Below are 22957 nucleotides of genomic sequence, written 5' to 3' on the forward strand. Positions count from 1 at the left end.
CGGCTAATCGATGCGCAGGGCCAGCACCGCGGCGCGGATGGCCAATGCCACGAGGCAGAAGGTGGCGGCGCCGAACAGCGCCAGCCGCGCCGGGATCGTGTTGATGCGCGCCTGCCACAGCGAATGGATGACCCGCAGCAAGACATAGGCCCAGGCCACCAGGATATCGTCGCGCTGCGGGCCCAGCACCGCCAGGATCAGGCAAACCGCGTAGAACAGCGTGGGCTGCTCCATCAGGTGGGCATAGTTGTGCGATGGCCAGCAGGCACCTGGTGGCAGGCGACTCTCGAGTTCCTGGCCGCGGCTGCCGGGCGGCAGATCGTGCAACTTGCCCGAGGTCCGGGCGAACGCCTGAATGCGCGCCACCCCAAGCCAGCCCAGCATGACCAGCGACCACAGCACGAGCACGGCCGCGGGTGCCAGCATCGGCGCCTCCATCCCAAACCCCTTTCGTGCCCACGTTATCCACAGGCGGCGCAGGCATTATCCACAGGGTTGTGCGCTGCCATGCAAGCGTTGTCAAATATGCGGCTCAGCGCGCGCGGGTCATCGTCACCAGCCGGTAATAGCCCAGCGGACCGGTATGAACGTCGCACGCCAGGCCCGATTGCGCTGCGAGTGTGCGGCTCACGGCGGCCAGGTCGGTCCGTGGCGTGACGTGAAAGCGTGCCAGCCATGCCTGCAGCCCACGCCGCAGCGGGTTTGGCAGGCCGGCAGCATCATGGAAATCGACCATGTGCAGCGATCCGCCCGGTGCCAGCAGATGCGCGGCCTGGGCGATGGTGTCCTGCCACGGCGGAATCATCGACAGCGCAAAGGAAATCACCACGCGGTCGAACAGCGGCGTGCCCAGCAGGGCTTGCGGATCGAACTGGCTCGCATCGGCCAGGGCAAGGCGGGCGTCCGCCCCCAGCCGCCGCCGCGCCGCACCGAGCATGTCTTGCGAAATGTCGATCCCATGGAGGCGCATGCCCGGCCATCGCTGCCCGATCAGCGCGAGGTTGCGGCCGGTGCCGCAGCCCAGTTCGAGCACGCGCGCGCCGGGTGGCGCATCAAGGTCACGGATCAGCCGGTCGCGCCCGAACAGATAGTATTTGCGCGTGGCGTCATAGAGCCACACCTGCCGCCGATAGATGGCATCCATCAGCGCGGCATGGTCGCGCGCCGGCCCGGCCAGGGTGGTCACGCGGTCAACTCGTAAAGGTGCACCCCGCCATAGATCGACGAGCGATCGCGCGTGGTGAACCCGGCGCTGGCTTGCGCATGATAGGTCCAGCGGTCGAGCAGTTCGGGCGCCACCCGGCCTGGCAGTAACGTGGGCGCCGCCGCGGTGCGGAACAGCACGCGGGCAGCGGGCCGCGCGGTTCGGGTGATTTGCTGCCAAAGGGCGTTGAGCTGTTCATCGGTCATCCAGTCCTGCGCATCGAGCAGGACGTAGCGATCACGCGAGGCATCGGGCAGGGTGGCCAGGTGCTCGGTGAAATTGGCGTGCAGCACGGTAACGCGATCGGCGCGTTCGCGCACCGCCTGCCAGTTCGCCGCCTGGAGGTAGGGCGGCAGCGGCCCTTGGCCATTGCGGGAATAGCCGCGCGAAAAGGCCTGCCAGGCGAAATAGTTTTCCTCGACCGGGAAATCGCACGCCAGCTTTTCCAACCGGCGGCGCAGCACTTGCGCCATGGGCTCGTCCCCGGCCAGCGCGTCGAATTGCGCGGGCGGGATGCCCAGGCCGAACAGCGCCGCCGGCTGATCGACCAGCCAGCGCACGAAGCGCTTGTCAAACACCGGCGCCAGTTCGCGCTCGAACACGGCGCGCTGTGCATCCTGGGTGGGGGCGGCAAGGATCGCGGCCAGGTCGATGCGGTAGAGCCTGGCCAGAAGGTGCGCGACGCCGATGAAATTCCCCAGCAGCCCGCGCTTGTAGATGCCCTTGCCGAACCCGCCGATGCGCCGCCGGCCGATCAGGTCGCGCCCTTCCCAATAGCGCCGCGTCGGCTCGTCGAGCAGCGGCAGCAGATGCGCGCGATAGGCGGCGATGTTGGCCGCGCTGTCGGCCTGGGCGAAGAAGCGGTGGAACTGTGCATGATCGGGCAGCCCCTGCGCGGCCGCCAGTTTCAGCTTGTTGAGCGCGATGTGCGCGGTGTTGAGATCGACCGCGGTGATGCTGGCCGGATCGGCGACCAGATAGGACAGCACGTTGCACCCGCCGCTGGCGATGGCCACCACGCGGCTGTCGGGCCGAATCTGCAGGGCGTCCATGTCCACTTCGGGGTCTTCCCAGATCTGGGCATAGACCAGCCCGCGAAAGGCCTGGGCAAAGGCATGGTCCAGCAGGCGATGGGCCATCCCGGTACCCTTGCGCACGACCGAGCGGGTGATCGGGTTGGTGGCGCCGGGGTTTTCCCGGCTTTTCCGCAATTCCATGGCCTTGCCTTTCCCATTCGTATGGATGGGCGTCGCTCTACGACAGTGGCGTTGCGGGATTATGGCAGGCGCGCCGCGCCGGCCGGGCGGGGCGAATGCGCGGGGTGCAATAGGACTTGGGTTTGTCATGTGCTTGCCCTATGTGCCCTGCCCATGATGGGCAGCCCGTGCCGGACTGCCTCCAAACCCCCTGTTTTGACGATTATGGAGTGACCATGGCTCAGGTTCTTGTGATTGGCGCCGGCGGCGTCGGCTCGGTCGCGGTCCACAAGATGGCGATGAATGCCGATATCTTCACCGGCATCGCCCTTGCCAGCCGCACCAAGAGCAAGTGCGACGCGATCGCCGCCTCGGTGAAGGAACGCACCGGCGTGGACGTGGCGACCTATCAGATCGACGCCGACGACGTGGCCGCTACCACCGCGCTGATCAACGAGGTGAAGCCCGTGCTCGTGGTCAACCTGGCGCTGCCGTACCAGGACCTGACGATCATGGACGCGTGCCTGGCGGCCGGCGTGCACTATATGGACACCGCCAACTACGAACCGCGCGAGGAAGCCAAGTTCGAATACAAGTGGCAGTGGGCCTATCAGGAACGCTTCAAGGAAAAGGGCCTGATGGCGCTGCTCGGCTCGGGCTTCGATCCGGGCGTGACTTCGGTGTTCGCCACCTGGCTCAAGAAGCACAAGCTCGACACGATTCGCACGCTCGACATTCTCGATTGCAACGGCGGCGACCATGGCCAGGCCTTTGCCACCAACTTCAACCCCGAAATCAACATCCGCGAAGTGACCGCCCCGGCGCGTCACTGGCTGAACGGCGAATGGGTGGAAACCCCGGCGCTGACCATCCGCGAGCAGTTCGATTTCGAGGCGGTTGGCCCCAAGAACATGTACCTCATGTATCATGAGGAAATCGAAAGCCTGAAGACGCACCTGCCCGAAATCGAGCGCATCCGTTTCTGGATGACGTTTGGCGACGCCTATATCACGCACCTCACCGTGCTGCAGAACGTGGGCATGACGCGGATCGATCCGGTGGTCTATGAAGGCAAGGAAATCATTCCCTTGCAGTTCCTGAAAGCCGTGCTGCCCGAGCCGGCCTCGCTGGGCGCCACCACCAAGGGCAAGACCAACATCGGTGATATTGCCACCGGCCTCAAGGACGGCGTTGAAAAGACGTTCTACATCTACAACATCTGCGACCATGAAGACGCCTTTGCCGAAACCGGCAACCAGGCGATCAGCTATACCACCGGCGTTCCGGCGATGATCGGTGCGGCGCTGGTGGTGCAGGGCCTGTGGAAGGGCGAGGGCGTGTTCAACATCGAACAGCTCGATCCCGATCCGTTCATGGATATGCTGAGCCAGCATGGCCTGCCCTGGCAGGTGAAGGAACTGGCAGGTCCGCTGCAGTTCTGATTTGCAGGTGAGGGGGTGTAAGGCCCCCACCACCCCCCAACCCCCTCCTCTGAAGAGGAGGGGGAGCAAGATACCGATAGCCCCCTCCTCTTCAGAGGAGGGGGTTGGGGGTGGTGGAAGCCATGCCCCAAGCCCTCAGAAAGGCCCCACCGATGGAAACCAGAGCCGGCGATCCGGGCGCCTTTGCCCATTTCGACCTGTCGCGCGTCGATAGCCCCGCCTTCGTCGTCGATGTCCAGGCGCTGCGGCGCAACCTGGCTACGCTGGCCGATATCCGCGACCGCGCCGGGATCAAGGTGCTGGCCGCGCTCAAGGCTTTTTCGATGTGGCAGGTGGCCCCGGTGGTGGGCGAATACCTCGATGGCGTGTGCACCTCGGGCCTGTGGGAAGCCAAGCTGGCGGACGAGCACTACCAGGGCGAGATCGCGACCTACTGCGCGGCCTACAAGGCCGAAGACCTGCCCGAGATCTGCGCGCTTTCGGACCATGTGATCTTCAATTCGCCGTTCCAGATCGCGCGGTTCAAGCCCGTGCTGGAGGCGGCGCGGGCCGCCGGCCATGCGTTCGACGTGGGGCTGCGCATCAATCCGCTGCACCAGGAAGGCGAAGTCCCGCGCTATGACCCGTGCGCCCCGCATTCGCGCCTGGGCTTTCCGGTGGACCAACTGCGCCCCGAACATCTCGAGGGTGTTTCCGGCCTGCACTTCCACACCCTGTGCGAGCAGGATTTCGAACCGCTGCGTCGCACCTGGGATTCGCTTGCCCCGCGCATCGCGCCGTTCCTGGGCCAGCTCAAGTGGCTGAACTTTGGCGGCGGGCACCACGTGACCCGCGCCGATTACCAGCGCGACGAACTGGTCGCCTTCCTGCGCGACGTGAAGGCGCAGACTGGCTGCGAGCTCTATCTGGAGCCGGGCGAGGCCGTGGCGCTCGATGCCGGGATCCTGGTCGGCACCGTACTCGATCGCCACTGGAACGGGATGGACATTGCCATCACCGACATTTCGGCCACCTGCCACATGCCCGATGTGATCGAGGCGCCCTATCGTCCGGCGATGCTGGGCGAACTGCCGATCGATGACTATGAGGACGGGGCAGGGGATGCCCCGGTGCGGCTGGGTGGGCCATCGTGCCTCGCGGGCGACGTGATCGGGGACTATCGCCTGCCCGCGGCAGCCGAGCCAGGCACGCGGTTCGCGTTCCTGGACCAGGCGCACTATTCGATGGTCAAGACTACCACGTTCAACGGCGTGCCTTTGCCATCGATCTGGCTGTGGGACAGCAACACCGATCAGCTCGATCGGATCCGCAAGTTTGCCTACGAAGATTTCCGTGACCGCCTGAGTTAATCAAATTTATCATATGCTTGCTGCCATATTGCTGCGCGCATTGTGCGCCCGCCGGGGGCGTGCGTGCGCCAGCCCGTGGCCCGGTGTGTGACAGATTTGTGAAAGGGGGATTTTTTCGCTTGAAGTTCGCCCCCTTCGGCTTATTTAGCGCTTCCTCGCTGCCCCATGGGGACTTCCAAACCGCAAGGCAGCTTTCGTTCCACGTTCCGTTTGGGGGTCCCTTGAGTTGCACATTCATCCTGATGCACGGGCTGTAGTTCGCGCCACCGCGCCTGACCAACCCGCCATTCTGAACCGCCCGCATGCAGCTGCGCGCGCCGCCCGCTTCTTTGTCGAGAAGTTTCCGGGCAAGTCGCTCTATGCTGTCAAAGCGAATCCCTCTCCAGACCTGCTGCGCATCCTCTGGGATGCCGGCGTCACGCACTATGATGTTGCCTCGATTGCCGAGGTGAAGCTGGTGCGCGCCACGCTTCCGCAAGCGACGCTGTGCTTCATGCACCCGGTCAAGGCCCCCCGCGCCATCGCGCAGGCCTATCACGAGTTCGGCGTTCGCACCTTCAGCCTCGATTCGCTCGACGAACTCGAAAAGATCCGCGAAGCCACCGATGGCGCGAGCGATCTGACGCTTTGCGTGCGCCTGCGCGTCTCGTCGGAACATTCGGAACTGAGCTTGGCCTCCAAGTTCGGCTGCGATCTGGTTGATGCGCGCGAACTGCTGCAGCAGACCCGCCAGCTGGCTGATTGCCTGGGCGTGTGCTTCCACGTGGGCAGCCAGGCGATGAGCCCGCATGCCTATGTCCTGGCCCTGGAAAAGGCCCGCGCAGCGATCGTCGATGCCGCCGTCACGGTGGACATCATCGATGTCGGCGGGGGCTTCCCCTCGGTCTATCCGGGCATGGAACCGCCCCCGCTCGAAGATTACTTCGCGCTGATCGACCGCACTTATGAATCGCTGCCGGTGTCCTACTCGGCCGAGCTGTGGTGCGAACCGGGCCGTGCGCTCTGCGCGGAATACAACTCGATCATCGTGCGCGTGGAAAAGCGTCGTGAGAACGAGCTGTTCATCAACGACGGCGCCTATGGCGCGCTGTTCGATGCGGCCCACGTCGGCTGGCGCTTCCCCGTGCGCCTGCTGCGCGAGGCGGACAACGATGCTGATGGCTCTGCCGAAGCGCAGGACTTCAGCTTCTACGGGCCGACGTGCGACGACATGGACTATATGGAAGGGCCGTTCCCGCTGCCCGGTGATGTCCGTGCCGGCGACTACATCGAGATCGGCATGCTCGGCGCCTATGGCGCGGCGATGAAGACCGCGTTCAACGGCTTCGAAGCGGTGGAAACCTACACCGTGTCGGACGAGCCGATGGCCAGCCAGTACAACGGCAGCCGCCGTGGCCAGCGCCTGAGCGACAACGTGGTGTCGCTGCGCTGAAACGATGAACCGGCGGACCACTTGCGTCCGCCGGTTCATCTTTTCGTCATCTGACAATCGATAGAACAGCCGCACATCCCGAGTCCAATCGGGTCGCAACCCAGAGAAAAGGCCCCGCCGATCCGATCGGCGGGGCCTTTTTCTTGGCCAGCTGCCGGGGCGCGGATGGCCCTGGCAAACGTTCGACGCGCGTGGCGGCCTGAACCGCCACGCAACACCTTGATCAGAACTTCACGCCGGCCGTGATCCGCATGTAGCGGCCCATGATGGCGTCGAAGTAGCGGGTCGCACCGCCAGTACCCAGGTAGTAGGGGAAGGGCACGCTGCGGTTGAACACGTTGTTGACGTTGAGGCGCAGGCTGAACCGATCTTGCACGTTGAAGCCGATGGCCGTGTTGAACAGCACGTAGGCGCCAATGCGGGGATATTGGTAGACCGTGTCGGGCGAGTTTACCGCAACGCGCGACGGGCCATAGTAAGTGGCCTGCCACATCCAGTTGAACGTCCGCTTGGCATAAGTTGCCGAGGCGGTGAAGTTATCGGTCGGCTCGCTCACACCGCCCACCGTGTTGGTGAAGTCGCCTTCGCCGATCTGGTAGTAGTGGCGGAAGGTGTGCAGGTAGTTGAAGTCGAACATCAGCTGACCAGCCGAGGTGGGCAGGCCGAAGCGGCTAAGCGGCAGATTCCATTTGGCCGAAGTCTGCAGTGCCCGGAACACTTCCAGGCCGATGTTGTAGTTGCCTTCGGCAAAGTTGGTGACTTGGCCGTCCGCATCGCGCGTGAAAGAGTTGCAGTAAGAGCTGCTGCCCGATGCCGAGTCATAGCATGCGTTCATCAGATCGGTCAGGCTGAGCGTCGCGATCTCGTTCTTGATCTTGATGTTCACATAGTCGCTGGTGACAGTGAGGCCAGGCAGGAACGAGGGTTGCAACACACCGCCCACGGTCCAGCTGTTGGCAACTTCGTTCTGCAGCTTCGGATTGCCACCCGAGGTGCCCTGCGCGGTATAGTCAACGACGTTGGAGGTGAAGTTGGCTGGAATGCCGGCAGCGGCACAATTGGCAGCACGACGCGAAGGGTTGGGGCCCTGGTTGATGTAGCGCTTGTCGCAGGGGTCGTTGGCGGTGTCGAAAATCGACCCGACTGGTGCGAACAGTTCGGTGATCGCAGGCGCGCGGAAGGAGCGGGTGTAGTTACCGCGCAAGGTCAGGTCCTTGACCGGCGCATACGTGGCGCCCCCGGTATAGGTCCAGAAACCACCGGCGATGCTGTTCTTCACGTAACGGCCGGCAGCGTTGACTTCGAGGCGATAGACTGCAGGCACGGCATTGTCGGGGGCGACGAGCGGCAGGCTGAGTTCGCCGAAGCCTTCGTTGGTGTTGTAGCTGCCCGCGACCGGGTCGATCGGAATCGAATTCCCGTATTGCGTGCGGGCGCCATCTCCGTTGTCCTGGCCGTAATAGAACGCGCCCGGATCAAAGCTGGCGCTTTCATAACGGTGTTCGTAGCCCAGCACGAACTTGGCAAAGCCGCCCGGCAGCTTGAACAGGTCGCCCTTGATGTCGGCAATGATGTCGGACTGCTTGTTGATCTGGCGCGTGGTGGCCTGCGTCGTGATGTAGTCGAGCGCAGCCTGGCTGGCGTTGCCGTTGCCGAAGATGTTGAGCGGCGCGCACGTGGCGCTGCCCGTGGCGATCGCGGCGTTGGTATAGCCAGGACGGCAAATGATGTTGCCGCTGCCGTCGGTGGTGGCATCGATCGCGTTGAAGAAATTCTGCGTTACGATCTCGCGCGACGTGGTGCGCGAAATGGTGCGGCCGTAGGTCCCGTTGATTTCCCAGGTAAACTTGCGTTCGCCAGCCTCGATGTCGCCGGTCACGCCACCCACGAAGCGCAGCAGGTCGTTGCTGGTGCGGAACGAACCGGTCGAAAGATCGGTGTTCGCCCGCGCCATGTAGAACTTGCTGGTGTCTGCGCCTGCCGCAGCAAGGTTGCTGACGATCGTGGCACGGTCGGCGGCGCTGAGATACGGGTTGGCCGTATTGATGATCAGGTTGCCGTTCGCGTCACCGGCATCGCCAAAACCGTAGTAGTTGTAGAACGGCTGGCCGACGGTGTTGGAGGCATAGTTGCGGCTGAACCAAACTTCGCCGTTGAAGCGGATGCTGTCACTGATGTCGTAATGCGCCAGGATCGTGCCCTGATAGCGTTCAGACGCGACAAGGAAGTTGCTGTAATCGCCGATGGCGAACCCGTCACCGCCCGACTGGTAGATCGCGCTGCCGGTCGCTTGGCCGTTCTTGAACGGAACGAGCTGGCCGGCCTTGTTGAAGACCAGGGTGCGGCCAAGTGCATCGGTGATGCCCGCCGCAGCCTTTTTACCCAGCACGGCGTAATAGTCATCCACCATCGGCATGCCGGTGTTGGTAAAGACGTTGTAGTGACGGCCGCGCGTGTAGAGCTGGTAGGCATAGCTGGCATCGCCGGTCGACGTGCCGAAGAACGGAGCCGAACCGCCATACGTGTTGGGCCGTTGGGCGCCGGTGATGCCGTTCTGGTGGTCGTAATAGAAGTTGGCGGTAATATTGCCGCGCCCTTCGGCGAAATTCTTGCCGGCGAGCAGCGAGACGTTGTAATCCTGCCCGTCACCATACTTCGAAAGACCATAGGAGCCGGTCGCTTCGAAGCCGTCATAGTTCTTCTTGAGCAACACGTTCACGGTGCCCGCGATGGCGTCGGAACCGTAGATCGGCGCGCCGCCGACCGAGACTACTTCAATGTGATCGACCAGGCTGGGCGCGATCTGGCCGAGATCGACCGGGCTGCCCGCCACTGCGCCGAAGATCGAGGTGCTGGCCGGGCTGACGAAGCGCATGCCATTGACGAGCGTCAGCGTCCGCTGCGAACCCAGGTTGTAGAGGTTGGCAAAGGTCTGGCCGGCACCGAAGCTGCCCTGATCACCCGCCACGCTGTTGCCCGGCACGCCAAAGCCCGGCAATTGCTGCAGCGCCTGGCCCACGTTGGTGAAACCGCGCTGTTCGATCAGTTCACTGCTCAGCGTGGCAACCGGCTGGTCGGTGATTGGCGCGCGGGTGATGCGCGAACCAGTTACGACGATTTCGGACTGATTGTCATCGGCCGGGGCGGTGGTGGCAGGGGCGGGGGCCGCTGCAGCAGCACCGGATTGGGCGTCGGCAGACTGGGCATATGCCCCGCCAGCCATCACCAATGGAAGGAACACCGACGCCGTTGCGGCCAATGCCCGCATGCGGCGCTGCGAAAAAGAAGTCGCGGCCATAAAGCCCCCGTTTGTTGCAAGTGCTACCAAGTTTGCGTGATGCGTATCGCAATGCAACCATTTTGCGCCAATTTGATCAAGGGTTTGCCAGGGTGTTGCGCCGATGTTACACCATGCCCCTTGGTGCAATGCTGCAGTAAGCATTTGCAACATACGGCACCGCTCGCGCGTTGCAACGCACCCATTCCGGCTCGGTTCCCACCGTCCGTCGCATGATCGATTCCGGCAATCTTTGTGACCGGATAAATGCGTTTCCTCTTGTTCATGATTTGCGAAACAACGCTGACTGAACACGGGATGAAGGGAGAACGCAGCGGCATTGTCATACTGACATGATCTGAAAACCTGTTGAACACGGTGCCAAGATCGCCGGGCTTGATTTGCCCGGAAGGTGCCTCTCGTCGTGCCTTTTGGAAAAGATCCAGAAACAATTCAGGCTGCAGGCTCTCGTGTCTGCGGCAACGCCTTTTCTTGTCCTAAATTGATGCAGGAGATTGTTGCAATGCGTCGCATTCATCGTCCGCTGGGCGCCTTGGCGTTCGCCATGATTGCCCCATGGTCCATATCCGCCGCGCAGGCCGAAACGGGCACCGCGCCCACCGTGGCCGCTACAGCGCCCTCAACGCCGGAAACCGCCACCACCAACAAGGATTGGTGGCCCAACCGGCTCGACCTGTCGCCCTTGCGCCAGAATGACGTGAAGTCGAATCCTTATGGTGCCGATTTCGATTATGCTGCGGCGTTCAAGGCGCTCGATCTGGCAGCCGTGAAGGCTGACATCGCCAAGGTGCTTACCACCTCGCAGCCTTGGTGGCCGGCCGATTATGGCAGCTACGGGCCGTTCTTCATCCGCATGGCCTGGCACAGTGCCGGCACTTATCGCACGGTGGATGGGCGCGGTGGTTCGGCCGGCGGCGAGCAGCGGTTCGATCCGCAGAATTCCTGGCCCGACAACGCCAATCTCGACAAGGCGCGCCGCCTGCTCTGGCCGATCAAGCAGAAGTATGGCCGCGCCATCTCGTGGGGCGATCTCATGGTGTTGACCGGCAATGTCGCGCTGGAGCAGATGGGCTTCAAGACCCTGGGCTTTGCCGGCGGCCGTGTCGACGCGTGGGAGCCGGACATGGTGTTCTGGGGCAGCGAGAAGAAGTGGCTGGATGGCGCCAAGACGCGCATCGGTGCCAATGGGCAGCTGAAAGGGCCGCTTGCCGCCGTGCAGATGGGCCTGATCTATGTGAACCCAGAAGGGCCGGGCGGCAATCCCGATCCCATCGCGGCGGCGGCCGACATTCGCCGCGCGTTCGGCCGCATGGCAATGAACGACGAGGAAACCGTGGCCCTGATCGCCGGCGGCCACACTTTCGGCAAGGCGCATGGCGCGCACAAGCCCGAGGAATGCACCGGGCCGCAGCCGGCTGGCGGCAGCATCGAGGACCAGGGCATCGGCTGGAAGAACAAGTGTGGCAAGGGCAACGCCGAAGACACCGTGACCAGCGGGCTGGAAGGTGCCTGGTCGGCCAACCCGATCGCGTTCACCACGCAATACCTGGATAACCTGTTCCAGTTCGATTGGGTGCTCACCACCAGCCCGGCCGGCGCCAAGCAGTGGACGCCCAAGAACGCCAAGGACGTGCAGATCGTGCCCGATGCCCACGTGGCGGGCGTGACCCATGCGCCGATGATGTTCACCACCGATATCGCGGTCAAGGAAGACCCCGCGTTCCGCGCCATAGCCCTCAAATTCCGTAAGGATCCGCAGGCCTTTGCCGATGCCTTTGCCCGCGCCTGGTTCAAGCTGACCCACCGCGACATGGGGCCAAAGGCGCGCTACATCGGGCCCGACGTGCCGGCGCAGAGCTTCCTGTGGCAGGACCCGCTGCCCAAGGCGGACTATGCGGCGATCGATGCCGGTGACGTGGCCACCCTCAAGGCGCAGATCCTGGCGAGCGGCCTCACGCAGCGCGAGCTGATCCGCGCCGCATGGGCTTCGGCCAGCACGTTCCGCAGCACCGACATGCGTGGCGGGGCCAATGGCGCGCGCATCCGCCTGAACCCGGAAAAGAGCTGGGCGGTGAACGATCCGGCCGAACTCGATGCGGTGCTGGCCAAGCTGGGCGCGATCCAGGCGGGCTTCAACAAGAGCGCGCCGGGCGGCAAGAAAGTGAGCCTGGCCGATCTCATCGTGCTGGGCGGCAATGCTGCGGTGGAGCAGGCGGCCGCGAAGGGTGGCGTGAAGCTTGACCTGCCGTTCACGCCCGGCCGTGTCGATGCCACCCAGGCGCAGACCGATCCGGCCAGCTTTGCCGTGCTCGAACCCGTGGCCGATCCGTTCCGCAACTATTACGACGCGCCGGCCAATTGGCAGGGCCCGGCCGAAGCCATGGTGGACAAGGCCGACATGCTGGGCCTGAGCGTGCCGGAACTGACCGTGCTGGTGGGCGGCATGCGTGCGCTCGATGCCAATACCGGCCATTCGCCCAACGGCGTGCTGACGGCCAAGCCCGGCACCTTGAGCAACGATTTCTTCGTCAACCTGCTCGACATGGGCACGGCGTGGAAGAAGTCCGACAAGGCGCCCGGCCTCTATGAAGGCGCCGATCGCACCACCGGCAAGCCGCGCTGGACGGCCACGAGCGTCGATCTGATCTTCGGCTCGAACTCCGAACTGCGCGCCGTGGCCGAAGCCTATGCCATGGACGATGCCAAGGAACAGTTCGTGCGCGATTTCGGCGCGGCCTGGACCAAGGTGATGAACGCCGACCGGTTCTGATCGCGTGGGGTGGTGGAGCTTCCACCACCCCCGAACTCCGCCTCTGGAAAGGCGCGGGATTTCAGACAAGCAAAAGGCCCCCGGATTGCTGTCCGGGGGCCTTTTCCTTTTTGTCGGAAGGCGATCAGGCGATCAGGCAGCCTGGCGTTCGGCCATTTCCAGGTCGAGCCGTTCCCAGATTTCCACCAGGGCGCGGGTCAGGTCCTGCATCATGGCTTCGGTATGGGCGGGACCGGGCGTGAAGCGCAGGCGCTCCGTGCCGCGCGGCACGGTGGGGAAATTGATCGGCTGCACATAGACGCCGTATTCGGCCAGCAGGATGTCGGACACCTTCTTGGCGCGCACCGGATCGCCCACCATCAGCGGGACGATATGCGTGGTGCTGTTCATCACCGGCAGGCCGGCGTCGCGGAACAACTGCTTGAGCGTGGTTGCAGCAGCCTGCTGCGCCTCGCGCTCCTCGCTTGAAGCCTTGAGATGGCGGACCGAGGCGAGCACGCCGGCCACCAGCACCGGCGAGAGCGACGTGGTGAAGATGAAGCCCGGCGCATAAGAGCGGATCACGTCGATGATCCGCGTGTCGGCCGCGATATAGCCGCCCATCACGCCGAACGCCTTGCCCAGCGTGCCTTCGATGATGTCGATGCGGTGGGCCGCCTCGTCGCGATCGGTGATGCCGCCGCCGCGCGGGCCATACATGCCCACGGCGTGCACTTCGTCGATGTAGGTGAGGGCGTTGTACTTTTCGGCCAGGTCGCAGATGGCGTGGATCGGGGCCACGTCGCCATCCATCGAATAGACGCTTTCGAAGGCAATCAGCTTGGGCAGCGCCGGGTCGGTTTCGGCCAGGAGTTGTTCGAGGTGTTCGACGTCGTTATGACGGAACACGCGCTTTTCCGCGCCGGAATTGCGGATGCCGGCAATCATGCTGGCATGGTTCAACTCGTCGGAAAAGATCACGCAGCCCGGCAGGACCTTGGCCAGCGTGGACAGCGTGGCGTCGTTCGAGACATAGCCCGAGGTGAACAGCAGCGCGCCATCCTTGCCGTGCAGGTCGGCCAGTTCGGCTTCCAGATCGACGTGATAGTGCGTGTTGCCGCCGATGTTGCGCGTGCCGCCGGAACCGGCGCCCACGTCGTGCAGCGCTTCTTCCATGGCGGCGATGACCTTGGGGTGCTGCCCCATGGCCAGGTAATCGTTGGAGCACCACACCGTGATCGGCTTGGGGCCATTGTGGCCGGCAAAGCAGCGCGCATTGGGGTAGGCCCCCTTGTTGCGCAGGATGTCGATGAAAACGCGATAACGACCTTCGGAATGCAGGCGATCGATGGCAGCATCAAAAATCTGGTCGTAGTTCACTGCTTGCTGCTCCTTCGTTCCTGCAGCTGACCGGCTGGGCCCGGATCGCTTCGGGGTGAAGCATGGCCGGGCGGCCGCGTCTTTGTCTTATCGCAACAATTGCCTCCCAGGCGTGAAGGTCCGGGTCGGCTATTGCCACATCGTTTTGCGCACGTCCGCTCGCCTCTCTCCCAACAGGCTTTTGTCGCGGATGCGGGCCGCTTCTACTCCCCGCGACAAAGCCTTGCCAAGTGACTTTTGCGCTTTGTGTGATCGAACAGATTGCACTTTGGGCCAATATGGCAAATTGACCCACCTAGGCAGCACGTGTTCATGCCTTGCCGGTGCGATCCAGGCCATGCGCGGCGAGAGTCGGCGCCAGGTCTGCCACGGCCTCGTCCAGCCGGGTGAACAGCGCCAGATCGGGCATGCTGCGCGCAAAATCCTGCCCTTGGGTGAGGAAGGCGATGCGCCGGGCGATGCCGTCCGAACCATCGATGAAGCGCACGCCCGGCCCAAAGGCGGTGGCCAGTTCCGCCTCCACCAGGGGAAAATGCGTGCAAGCCAGCACGACGGTGTCGATCGCTTCGCCGCCCGGCTGGTCGCGCAGCGCCTGGGCCGCCCGCGCAAACACGGCCGGATCGGCTGCGTGGCCGCGCAGCTGCGCTTCGGCCGCAGCCACGAGTTCGGGCGCGCCATGGCGCAGCAGGCGCTTGTCGGCGGCAAATTCCGCCTCGAGGCGATCGACATAGCCCTGGCGGATCGTGGCTTGCGTACCGAGCAGGCCGATCACCCCGGTCTGCGTCATTGCGGCGGCGGGCTTGATCGCCGGCACCGTGCCCACGATCGGAACTTCGAGCACTTCGCGCACCGAGGCGAGCGCGATGGTGGAGGCGGTGTTGCAGGCAATGCAGACCAGGCGTGGGCGCAGCCGCTCGGTCAATCGGCCCAGCAGGCCCGAAACCCGCGCCGCGATCTGCGCCTCGGTCTTGGTGCCATAAGGCAAGCCTGCATTGTCGGCGACATAGATCACCGGCGCTTGCGGCAGCACGCGCCGCACCTTGGCCAGCACCGAAAGCCCGCCCACGCCGGAATCGAACAGCAGGATCGGCGCATCGGCCGGAACGGAGGGAGCATCGGGGGCAGGTGCGGTCATCGCCGGGCTTATAACGAGAGTGGTGGTAAAAAGGGAGAGCGTGCCACCTTTCGATTGTGCGCAAGCCTCGCTAAGAGCGCAGGCGTGACCCATGATCTCATCCTTCCCGCCTGCATTCTGGGCTATCTGCTCGGTTCGATCCCGTTCGGCCTGATCCTTACCCGCTTGACCGGGGCGGGGGATCTGCGCGCCATTGGTTCGGGCAATATCGGCGCCACCAACGTGTTGCGCACCGGGCGCAAGGGGCTGGCAGCGGGCACGTTGCTGCTCGACCTGCTCAAGGGCAGCGTGGCGGTGTGGCTGGCCCGCGCCCTTGCGCCGGGCAGCGAAGGGCTGGTGGCGCTGGCGGCGGTGCTGGGGCACTGCTTCCCGGTGTGGCTGCGCTTCAAGGGCGGCAAGGGCGTGGCCACCACGATGGGCGTGGCGCTGGGCCTCGCCTGGCCGATCGGCCTGGCTTATGCGGTGGTTTGGCTGGGGATGCTGGCGGCGACGCGGATTTCGTCGGTTGGCGGCATGTCGGCCGCCGTGGCGGCGCCACTGGCGGCGCTGGCCACGGGCCATGCCGAGTATGCCGTGGTGCTGGCGGTGATCGCGGCGCTGGTCGTGTTCCTGCATCGCGCCAATATCGGCCGCCTGCTCGCTGGCACCGAACCGCGTGTTGGTGGCAAGAAGGCCGAGGGGGAGGGCGCCGCCTGATGGCCGGTGGGGGCGAAACGGCGGTGCCGTCGCTTTCGTCCGACGAGGCGCTGGCCCGGCTGCGCCTGCTGCGCTCGCCCAACGTGGGCCCGGTTTCCTATTACCAGTTGCTGCGCCGCTTTGGCACGGCGGCCGCCGCAATCGAGGCATTGCCGGGCTTGGCGGCGCGCGGCGGTGCGCCCTATCGCCCGGCAGAAGCGCCGCGCATCGCGGCTGAAGCGGCCAAGGTGCGGGCGCTGGGCGGCCGCTATCTCTTTCACGATTCGCCGCAATATCCCGCACTGCTGGCGCAGACCGACACGCCGCCGCCGATCCTGACGATGCAGGGCGATGCAGCTTTGCTGGCCCGGCCCGCGGTCGCCTTGGTGGGCGCGCGCAATGCCTCGGCCGGGGCGATGCGCCTGGCGCGCGAATTCGGCGCGGCGCTGGCGGCGGCCGGCTTTGCCGTGGTTTCGGGCCTGGCGCGAGGGGTGGATGCGGCCGCGCACAAGGGCGCGCTGCTGCCGGGGGCGGCGGCGGGCGGTGGTGGCACCATCGGGGTGATCGCGGGCGGTCTCGACAGCGTTTATCCGCCCGAAAACGCCGATCTTCAGGCGCAGATCGTGGCGCAAGGCATACTGCTGGCGGAAATGCCGCCGGGCACCGAGCCGCAGGCGCGCCACTTTCCCCGCCGCAACCGCATCATCGCCGGGCTTTGCGCGGGCACCGTGGTGGTCGAAGCCGCGCCCAAATCCGGTTCGCTGATCACTGCGCGGCTGGCGGCAGAGGCGGGACGCGAGATCATGGCCATTCCCGGCTCGCCGCTCGATACGCGCAGCCAGGGGTGCAACCAGTTGATCCGCGAAGGCGCGATCCTGGTGCAGAGCCCGGCCGACGTGATCGAACTGGTGGAGAGCTTCACCGGTACCCCGCGCTCCACGTTCCACGAGCCGCCCGCGCCGGCGGCTTTTGATAGTGGCGCTGCGACGAACGACGACCCGGCCGATATCATTGCCCTGCTGGGCACGGCGCCAGTGCCGGTGGACGAACTGGTGCGCCTGAGCGGCGCACCGGCCGGATCGGTGCAACTGGCGCTGATCGAACTGGAACTGGCCGGGCGCCTGGTCCGCCATGCCGGAGGGCGCGTATCGCTTGCCTGAACCCTTCCTGAAAATCGGAGGCCGGAAGATCGGGGGCTTGACGCCGCCGTCCAACCGCTCCCACCCTCGTACGCACGTATACGCGTAAGGACGTTTTGCCAGTCGCCATGCAGCTTGTCATTGTAGAATCCCCGGCCAAGGCCAAGACCATCGAGAAGTACCTTGGCCCCGGCTTCAAGGTCCTGGCCTCTTACGGCCACATCCGCGACTTGCCGGTCAAGGACGGGTCCGTGCGCCCGGATGAAGACTTTGCCATGGATTGGGAGCTCTACGGCGACAAGCAATCGCGGGTGAAGGCGATCACCGACGCCGCCAAGGAGGCTGATGGCCTGATCCTGGCAACCGACCCTGATCGCGAGGGCGAGGCGATTTCCTGGCACGTGCGCGAACTGCTGGCCAAGCGCCGCGCGCTGCCCAAGAATGTGTCTCGCGTGACGTTCAACGCCATCACCAAGCTGGCGGTGACCACGGCGATGAAGGCCCCGCGCGAGCTGGACCAGGACCTGATCGACGCCTATCTGGCGCGCCGCGCACTGGACTATTTGTTTGGCTTCACGCTTTCGCCCGTGCTGTGGCGCAAGCTGCCAGGGGCCAAGTCTGCCGGGCGCGTGCAATCGGTGGCGCTGCGTCTGATCGTGCAGCGCGAGCGCGAGATCGAGACGTTCAAGGCGCAGGAATACTGGTCTGTTGCCGCGCGCATGGAGCATGACGGCACGCCCTTTGTGGCGCGGTTGGTCAAGTTCGATGGCAACAAGCTCGACCGTCTGTCGCTGGGCGACGAAGGCAGCGCCATGGCCGCCAAGGCCGTGGTGGAAGCGGGCAATTTCCGGGTGGAAGAGGTGGATGTGCGGCCCACCCGGCGCAATCCCTCGCCCCCGTTCACAACTTCTACCCTGCAGCAGGAAGCCGCGCGCAAGCTGGGCTTTTCGGCCAGCCACACCATGCGCGTGGCGCAGACGCTCTATGAAGCGGGTGCCATCACTTATATGCGTACCGATGGCGTCCAGATGGACCCGAGCGCCATCGACGCCGCGCGCCGGGCGATTTCCGATCGCTACAACGGCCATTTCCTGCCCGAAAAGCCGCGCATTTATGAAACCAAGGCCAAGAACGCCCAGGAAGCGCACGAGGCCATCCGCCCGACCGATTTCACCCGCGACCACTATGGCAGCGGCGATGAGGCGCGGCTCTACGACCTGATCTGGAAGCGCGCGCTGGCCAGCCAGATGGCATCCGCTGCCATCGAGCGCACCACCGTGACCCTGCGCGAAGGCACCGGCAAGCACGAGCTGCGCGCCACCGGCCAAGTGGTGAAGTTCCCCGGCTTCCTCGCGGTCTACGAGGAAGGGCGCGACCAGAAGCCCGATGCCGAGGATGACGACAGCAACCTGCTGCCGATCATGAACAAGGGCGATTGCCCGAAGAAGCACGGCGTCGATGCCACCCAGCACTTCACCCAGCCGCCGCCGCGCTATTCCGAAGCGAGCCTAGTCAAGCGCCTGGAAGAACTCGGCATCGGCCGGCCTTCCACTTATGCCGCCACGCTTCAGGTGCTGAAAGACCGCGCCTATGTGCGGATCGAGAAGAACCGCTTCTTTGCCGAGGAAAGCGGGCGCATGCTCACCGCGTTCCTCGAACGCTTCTTCGAGCGCTATGTCGCCTATGAATTCACCGCGGGCATGGAAGACGAGCTGGACGACGTTTCCGGCGGCCGCGCCGCGTGGAAGCAGGTGCTGGCCGAATTCTGGCGCGATTTCAAACCCAAGTCTGACGAGGTGATGGAGAAGAAGCCCAGCGAGGTGACCGCTGAGCTCGACGTCTTCCTGGAAGATTATCTCTTCCCGCCGCGTGCCGACGGGCACGATCCGCGCGAGTGCCCCAAGTGCGGCAACGGCCGCCTGGCGCTGCGCGGTGGCCGCTATGGCGCGTTCGTGGCGTGCTCCAACTATCCCGAGTGCAAGTTCACCCGCAAGTTCGCCCAGCCGGGCGGCGAGGGCGATGGCGGCGAGGGCGAGGATGCCGCGCTGGGCAAGGACCCCGAAACCGGGCTGGAAGTGACGCGGCGCACCGGGCGCTTTGGCCCCTATATCCAGCTTGGCGAGGGCAAGGAGGCCAAGCGCGCCTCGATCCCCAAGGACATTCCCGAACTCGACCTGGAATGGGCGCTCAAGCTGCTCAACCTGCCGCGCGAAGTGGGCGTGCACCCGGAAAGCGGCAAGCCGATCACCGCCTCGATCGGGCGCTATGGCCCCTATCTGGCGCACGATGGCAAGTATGCCCGCCTCAAGTCGACGGCAGAGGTGTTCGACACCGGCATGAACGCGGCGGTGGTGCGCCTGGCCGAGGCGGCCAGCGGCGCCGGCGCGCGGGGTTCGCGCGCGGCGGCCGAACCGCTCAAGACCTTTGGCCCGCACCCGACTTCAGGTGGGGAAATCAAGCTGATGGCCGGGCGCTATGGCCCCTATGTCACCGATGGCACGACCAACGCCACGCTGCCGCGCGACAAGCAGCCCGAAAGCCTGACGCCCGCCGAAGCGATCGCCCTGATCGACGAGCGCGCGGCGAAGGGGCCGGCCAAGGGCAAGAAGGCGCCGGCGAAAAAGGCAGCGCCCAAGAAGGCCGCCGCCGCGAAGAAGGAACCGGCGGCCAAGAAGGCGCCTGCTGCCAAGAAAGCGCCGGCCAAGAAGAAGGCCGCAGCGGAATGATCATGCGGTTGGCAGGCCTGCTGGTTTCAGCCGGCCTGCCAACCGATCAGCGCGGGCGGTAGAGGCCGTAGCGCTCGTTCCCCAATGTCATTTCGGCAAAGCGCACATAGTCGCGGGCCAGGGCCTGGTTCACGATCGTGCGCGTTTGTCTATTGGGCAGGTAAAGGTCTTCCTCGCTGGCTTCGGAAACCTGCACCACATCCGGGCGCGCGGCCATGATCCGCGCGACTTCGGTGGCCGGATCGGCACCAACCGCCGGAGCTTCGGTCCAGGTGTTGAGATGGTTGGGAAAGGCAAAGCGCGTGGGGATGCAGGCATCCACCCCGCGATACAGCGCCGGCGCGCCGTCGAACTGGAAATAGCAGCCGCCGTGCACATTGGCGCGCAGCAAGGCGATGGCGCGATGGTATTGGTCTGCCGTGCCATGGTTCTCCACCGCGCCAGCCATCACCACCAAGCCGCCGATCGCGCTGGCCAGCAGCAGGAACCGCCCGCTCCAGCGTGCCTGCCACGGCTTGCCGCCGCGCACCGCTGCCGCCAGCGTCGGGGCCGCCAAGACGGCCAGCGGTGCGAGCAGGGGCCCGGCATAGTGATCGTACCAGGTGCCGAACGCGAGGAAGCCGAGCACCGCTGCCCCGGCCCAGCAGCCCAGCACGCGGCGCGCGCGCGACCGGATAAGATCGCCCCGCGCCGCACGGCGCAAGGGATCGAACGCGATGGCCAGCGCAAAGGGCGATAGCCCCGCCGAAAGCTTGAGCAGCCGGCGCCAACTGGGGGCGCCATCGGGCAGGCGTTCGAGCACGGAGGTGAAATTGGCGAACACGAAGGCGTGGGCCTGCCCCTGCAGGGCATAGGCAGCGAAAGCCGCCAGCGTCGGCGCGAGCGCAAGGCCGCACCACAGCAGCGCCGCGCCGGCCAGCCGGGGCAGGGGCCAGCGCGCGTGCCAACCGCGGGCCAGCAGCAACACCCCCAGCGCCATGCCTTCGAACACCGCCGCATACTTGATCTGCAGGGCCAGGCCGATCAGCGTCATCGCCACGCCGCCCAGACGGAGCAGCGCGGCCGTGTCTTCCTGCTGCCAGCTGCGCAGCACCAGCAGGGCCGCCAGCGCCACCAGCGGGTTGTAGAACACCGGCGACTGGCCCAGGGCGCAGTTGAATGCCGGCATCGCGCAGACATAGACCATCCCGGCGAGCCAAGCCCCGCGTGGCGGTGCCAGTTCCAGCGCCAGCCGCCTGACCACCAGCGCCGCGGCTGCGGTGCTGGCAATGCCCGCCAATTGATAGGCGATCACCGGATCGCCTGGCAGCGCGTGGAACAGGCGATAGAGCGCAAACAGGCCCAGCGGCTTGCGGTCCCAGATGTCGATGAACGGCACGGCCCCATGCGCCCATCGATCGGCCACGAGGAGATAGAACTCTTCGTCAACGTGAACCAGCGGATTGCCAAGGAGAAGTAGGCGAAATATCAGCGCAATGCTGAAATACTCAAGAAAAAGTCTGAAATGATGAATATTCGCACCGGCTAACGATGGCTCTATGGCGAAAGATCTTTGCTGCGGCAGGTGTAGTTGTCTGCCTGCGAATTTGATCATTTTCATTTCCGACTTTTTCAGAGATAATTATTAGTCTAAATTGTCGGATTTGGCAGGGCAAGGGCTGTGGGCGTTATTATCGCATTATAACGTCATGCGGCGCGTTTAATGCAAATATCGCAGCCGTGTGGCAGCCGCTGCCCCGCCGGGGCGGCGCCATGGCGTATCAGCGCGCGGCGAAAAGGCCGAAAGAGCGCGTGCCGAGCTTCAGCGTGGTAACTCGGCGATAGTTGCGGGCCAGTGCATCGAGCACCACGGCGCGTGTGCGCAAGTTCGGAGCATAGGGACGGGGCGATTCGTCGATCACCACCGCACCAGGGCGGGCCGCCATGATGCGCTGCACTTCTGTGCGCGTGTCGATGCCCAGCGCGTCCTCCTCGAACCGGGTGGACAAGTGCGCGGGGAAGGCAAAGCGCGTGGGCAGGCACGATCCCGTGGCGCTATAAAGCGCGCTGTCGCCTTCGTAGACATAGAGGCAATGGCCCGCGTCGATATGCGGCCGGATGATCGATGCCGCGCGATCCAGATCGTTGGTCGTGCCAAACTTGTGCGCCTGCACCGCCGTTGCACCCAGGCCCGCACACAAGCCCACCACGAACAGGGCCCGCCGCAAAAAGCCGGTGGGCCGGCACGTGCCGTCAAGCACCGGCGCGGCCAGGATGGCCAGCGGCAAAAGCACCGGCGCGACATAGTGATCATACCAGGTGCCCGGCGCGAGGAAGCCGGCAACGGACAGCCCCAGCCACAGGCACAGGCCTCGCCGAGCCGCGGCACTGCCCGAACATTGCGGATCGATCCGCGAGCCCAGTGCGAGGGCAAGGTAAAAGGGAATGAGTGCCATGGCCACCTTGAACAGGCGGAAGGACGCTTCGGCCCAGTCCTGGCCACGATTGAGCACCGACAGGAAATTGGCCGTAAAGAACGTCTGTCCCTGTCCGTCGGCGGCATAGGCGGCAAAGATGATCACCGTGGGCAGCAGGGCCAGGCCGATCCAGGCAAGCCCGGCCGCGGCGATGCGTGGCCAGCGCCACCCGGCCCGCCAGGCAGTCCACAGCAGCATCAGGCCAAAGCCCATGCCCTCGATCACCACGCTGGTCTTGATCTGCAGGGCAATGCCCACCAACGCCATGGCCAGGCAGCCGCGCCGCCACAGCGCCGGATCGGCCGGAGCCTGCCCCGGTTGGGGTGCGGGCGCGCACGCGCTGGCCATCGCATCGATCACCATCAGCCCCGCCAGCATCATCGGCAGGTTGTAGAACACCGGCGCCTGGCCCATGCCGCAATTGAACGCCATGAGGTAGATCAGATAGGCCATGCCCGACAGCATCGCGCCACGGGGCCCCGCCAGATGCCGCGCGCAGCGTGCGATCACCACGGCCGTGGCGGCGGCCGCTGCGATGGCCATGATCTGGTAGGCCAGCACGCCGTTGCCCGGCAGCGCCCGCGCTGCGGCATAGATCAGGAACAGGCCCAGCGGCTTGCGATCCCACAGGTCCACATAAGGCAGGACACCGTGCCACAGTTGATCGCCCATCAGCAGGTAGAACTGTTCGTCGGCGTGAAACAGCGGATCGCCCAGCCATGGGGCACGCAACACCAACGCAACCAGGAAAAACACCGCAAAGGCCCGCATGTGCA

15 protein-coding genes are annotated in these 22957 nt (G+C 65.0%); 7 read left to right on the top strand and 8 right to left on the bottom strand.

Going from position 1 to position 22957, the window contains the following annotated elements; all coding sequences use genetic code 11:
- Positions 1 to 3: 3 nt before the first annotated feature.
- From R9J51_RS12970 to R9J51_RS12980, 3 genes are all read right to left on the bottom strand, one after another.
- On the bottom strand, positions 4 to 426 hold the full coding sequence (locus tag R9J51_RS12970) for an MAPEG family protein (RefSeq protein WP_349237446.1): 423 nt from the start codon (positions 424 to 426) through the stop codon (positions 4 to 6).
- Positions 427 to 532: 106 nt separating this feature from the next.
- On the bottom strand, positions 533 to 1186 hold the full coding sequence (locus tag R9J51_RS12975) for a class I SAM-dependent methyltransferase (protein ID WP_432787452.1): 654 nt from the start codon (positions 1184 to 1186) through the stop codon (positions 533 to 535).
- Positions 1183 to 2421, bottom strand: coding sequence for a DUF3419 family protein (locus tag R9J51_RS12980; protein WP_179504678.1), 1239 nt, complete (start codon positions 2419 to 2421; stop codon positions 1183 to 1185). Before R9J51_RS12980 ends, R9J51_RS12975 begins: the two co-directional genes overlap by 4 nt.
- 215 nt (positions 2422 to 2636) lie before the next feature.
- Here R9J51_RS12980 and R9J51_RS12985 point away from each other — a divergent pair, with 215 nt between their 5' ends.
- The 3 genes from R9J51_RS12985 to R9J51_RS12995 all read left to right on the top strand — a co-directional run bounded on the left by R9J51_RS12985 (position 2637) and on the right by R9J51_RS12995 (position 6623).
- Complete coding sequence (locus R9J51_RS12985; protein ID WP_179504679.1) at positions 2637 to 3842, top strand: saccharopine dehydrogenase family protein; 1206 nt, start codon at positions 2637 to 2639, stop codon at positions 3840 to 3842.
- A 152-nt stretch (positions 3843 to 3994) separates the two neighbouring features.
- On the top strand, positions 3995 to 5191 hold the full coding sequence (locus R9J51_RS12990) for a carboxynorspermidine decarboxylase (protein ID WP_179504680.1): 1197 nt from the start codon (positions 3995 to 3997) through the stop codon (positions 5189 to 5191).
- A 226-nt stretch (positions 5192 to 5417) separates the two neighbouring features.
- The gene (locus R9J51_RS12995) at positions 5418 to 6623 is read left to right on the top strand and encodes a type III PLP-dependent enzyme (RefSeq protein ID WP_179504681.1); all 1206 of its coding nucleotides are present in this window, start codon (positions 5418 to 5420) and stop codon (positions 6621 to 6623) included.
- A gap of 223 nt (positions 6624 to 6846) precedes the next feature.
- Here R9J51_RS12995 and R9J51_RS13000 read toward each other — a convergent pair whose 3' ends face one another.
- Positions 6847 to 9921, bottom strand: coding sequence for a TonB-dependent receptor domain-containing protein (locus tag R9J51_RS13000; RefSeq protein ID WP_432787453.1), 3075 nt, complete (start codon positions 9919 to 9921; stop codon positions 6847 to 6849).
- A gap of 502 nt (positions 9922 to 10423) precedes the next feature.
- Between R9J51_RS13000 and katG the strand changes: the two genes are divergently transcribed.
- Entirely contained in the window at positions 10424 to 12691 is a 2268-nt protein-coding gene (gene katG / locus R9J51_RS13005) for a catalase/peroxidase HPI (RefSeq protein WP_179504682.1), read from the top strand.
- A 132-nt stretch (positions 12692 to 12823) separates the two neighbouring features.
- Here katG and hemA read toward each other — a convergent pair whose 3' ends face one another.
- The gene (gene hemA, locus R9J51_RS13010) at positions 12824 to 14050 is read right to left on the bottom strand and encodes a 5-aminolevulinate synthase (RefSeq protein WP_168554847.1); all 1227 of its coding nucleotides are present in this window, start codon (positions 14048 to 14050) and stop codon (positions 12824 to 12826) included.
- A gap of 310 nt (positions 14051 to 14360) precedes the next feature.
- The gene (gene murI / locus R9J51_RS13015; protein WP_179504683.1) at positions 14361 to 15185 is read right to left on the bottom strand and encodes a glutamate racemase; all 825 of its coding nucleotides are present in this window, start codon (positions 15183 to 15185) and stop codon (positions 14361 to 14363) included.
- Positions 15186 to 15269: 84 nt separating this feature from the next.
- On the opposite strand from murI, the gene plsY reads away from it, so the two are divergent.
- The 3 genes from plsY to topA all read left to right on the top strand — a co-directional run bounded on the left by plsY (position 15270) and on the right by topA (position 19725).
- On the top strand, positions 15270 to 15881 hold the full coding sequence (plsY, locus tag R9J51_RS13020; protein ID WP_432787454.1) for a glycerol-3-phosphate 1-O-acyltransferase PlsY: 612 nt from the start codon (positions 15270 to 15272) through the stop codon (positions 15879 to 15881).
- Complete coding sequence (dprA, locus tag R9J51_RS13025) at positions 15881 to 17020, top strand: DNA-processing protein DprA (protein WP_179504684.1); 1140 nt, start codon at positions 15881 to 15883, stop codon at positions 17018 to 17020. The genes plsY and dprA overlap by 1 nt, the downstream gene beginning before the upstream one ends.
- A 107-nt stretch (positions 17021 to 17127) precedes the next feature.
- Complete coding sequence (gene topA, locus R9J51_RS13030) at positions 17128 to 19725, top strand: type I DNA topoisomerase (protein ID WP_179504685.1); 2598 nt, start codon at positions 17128 to 17130, stop codon at positions 19723 to 19725.
- A gap of 46 nt (positions 19726 to 19771) precedes the next feature.
- Here the strand turns inward: topA and R9J51_RS13035 are convergent, their stop codons facing one another.
- A complete protein-coding gene (locus R9J51_RS13035; protein ID WP_432787455.1) occupies positions 19772 to 21130 on the bottom strand; it encodes a glycosyltransferase family 39 protein in 1359 nt (452 codons plus the stop codon).
- A 355-nt stretch (positions 21131 to 21485) separates the two neighbouring features.
- The gene (locus R9J51_RS13040; RefSeq protein ID WP_179504687.1) at positions 21486 to 22952 is read right to left on the bottom strand and encodes a hypothetical protein; all 1467 of its coding nucleotides are present in this window, start codon (positions 22950 to 22952) and stop codon (positions 21486 to 21488) included.
- Between the last annotated feature and the right edge of the window lie 5 nt (positions 22953 to 22957).

The organism is Novosphingobium rhizosphaerae (genome assembly GCF_050920675.1).
Lineage (GTDB): Bacteria > Pseudomonadota > Alphaproteobacteria > Sphingomonadales > Sphingomonadaceae > Novosphingobium > Novosphingobium rhizosphaerae.

Coding starts and splice junctions, on each gene's coding strand:
- R9J51_RS13040 (WP_179504687.1), bottom strand. CDS start 22,952: ATGCGGGCCTTTGCGGTGTTTTTCCTGGTTGCGTTGGTGTTGCGTGCC.
- R9J51_RS12970 (WP_349237446.1), bottom strand. CDS start 426: ATGCTGGCACCCGCGGCCGTGCTCGTGCTGTGGTCGCTGGTCATGCTG.
- murI (WP_179504683.1), bottom strand. CDS start 15,185: ATGACCGCACCTGCCCCCGATGCTCCCTCCGTTCCGGCCGATGCGCCG.
- R9J51_RS12990 (WP_179504680.1), top strand. CDS start 3,995: ATGGAAACCAGAGCCGGCGATCCGGGCGCCTTTGCCCATTTCGACCTG.
- topA (WP_179504685.1), top strand. CDS start 17,128: ATGCAGCTTGTCATTGTAGAATCCCCGGCCAAGGCCAAGACCATCGAG.
- katG (WP_179504682.1), top strand. CDS start 10,424: ATGCGTCGCATTCATCGTCCGCTGGGCGCCTTGGCGTTCGCCATGATT.
- R9J51_RS12985 (WP_179504679.1), top strand. CDS start 2,637: ATGGCTCAGGTTCTTGTGATTGGCGCCGGCGGCGTCGGCTCGGTCGCG.
- dprA (WP_179504684.1), top strand. CDS start 15,881: ATGGCCGGTGGGGGCGAAACGGCGGTGCCGTCGCTTTCGTCCGACGAG.
- R9J51_RS13000 (WP_432787453.1), bottom strand. CDS start 9,921: ATGGCCGCGACTTCTTTTTCGCAGCGCCGCATGCGGGCATTGGCCGCA.
- R9J51_RS12980 (WP_179504678.1), bottom strand. CDS start 2,421: ATGGAATTGCGGAAAAGCCGGGAAAACCCCGGCGCCACCAACCCGATC.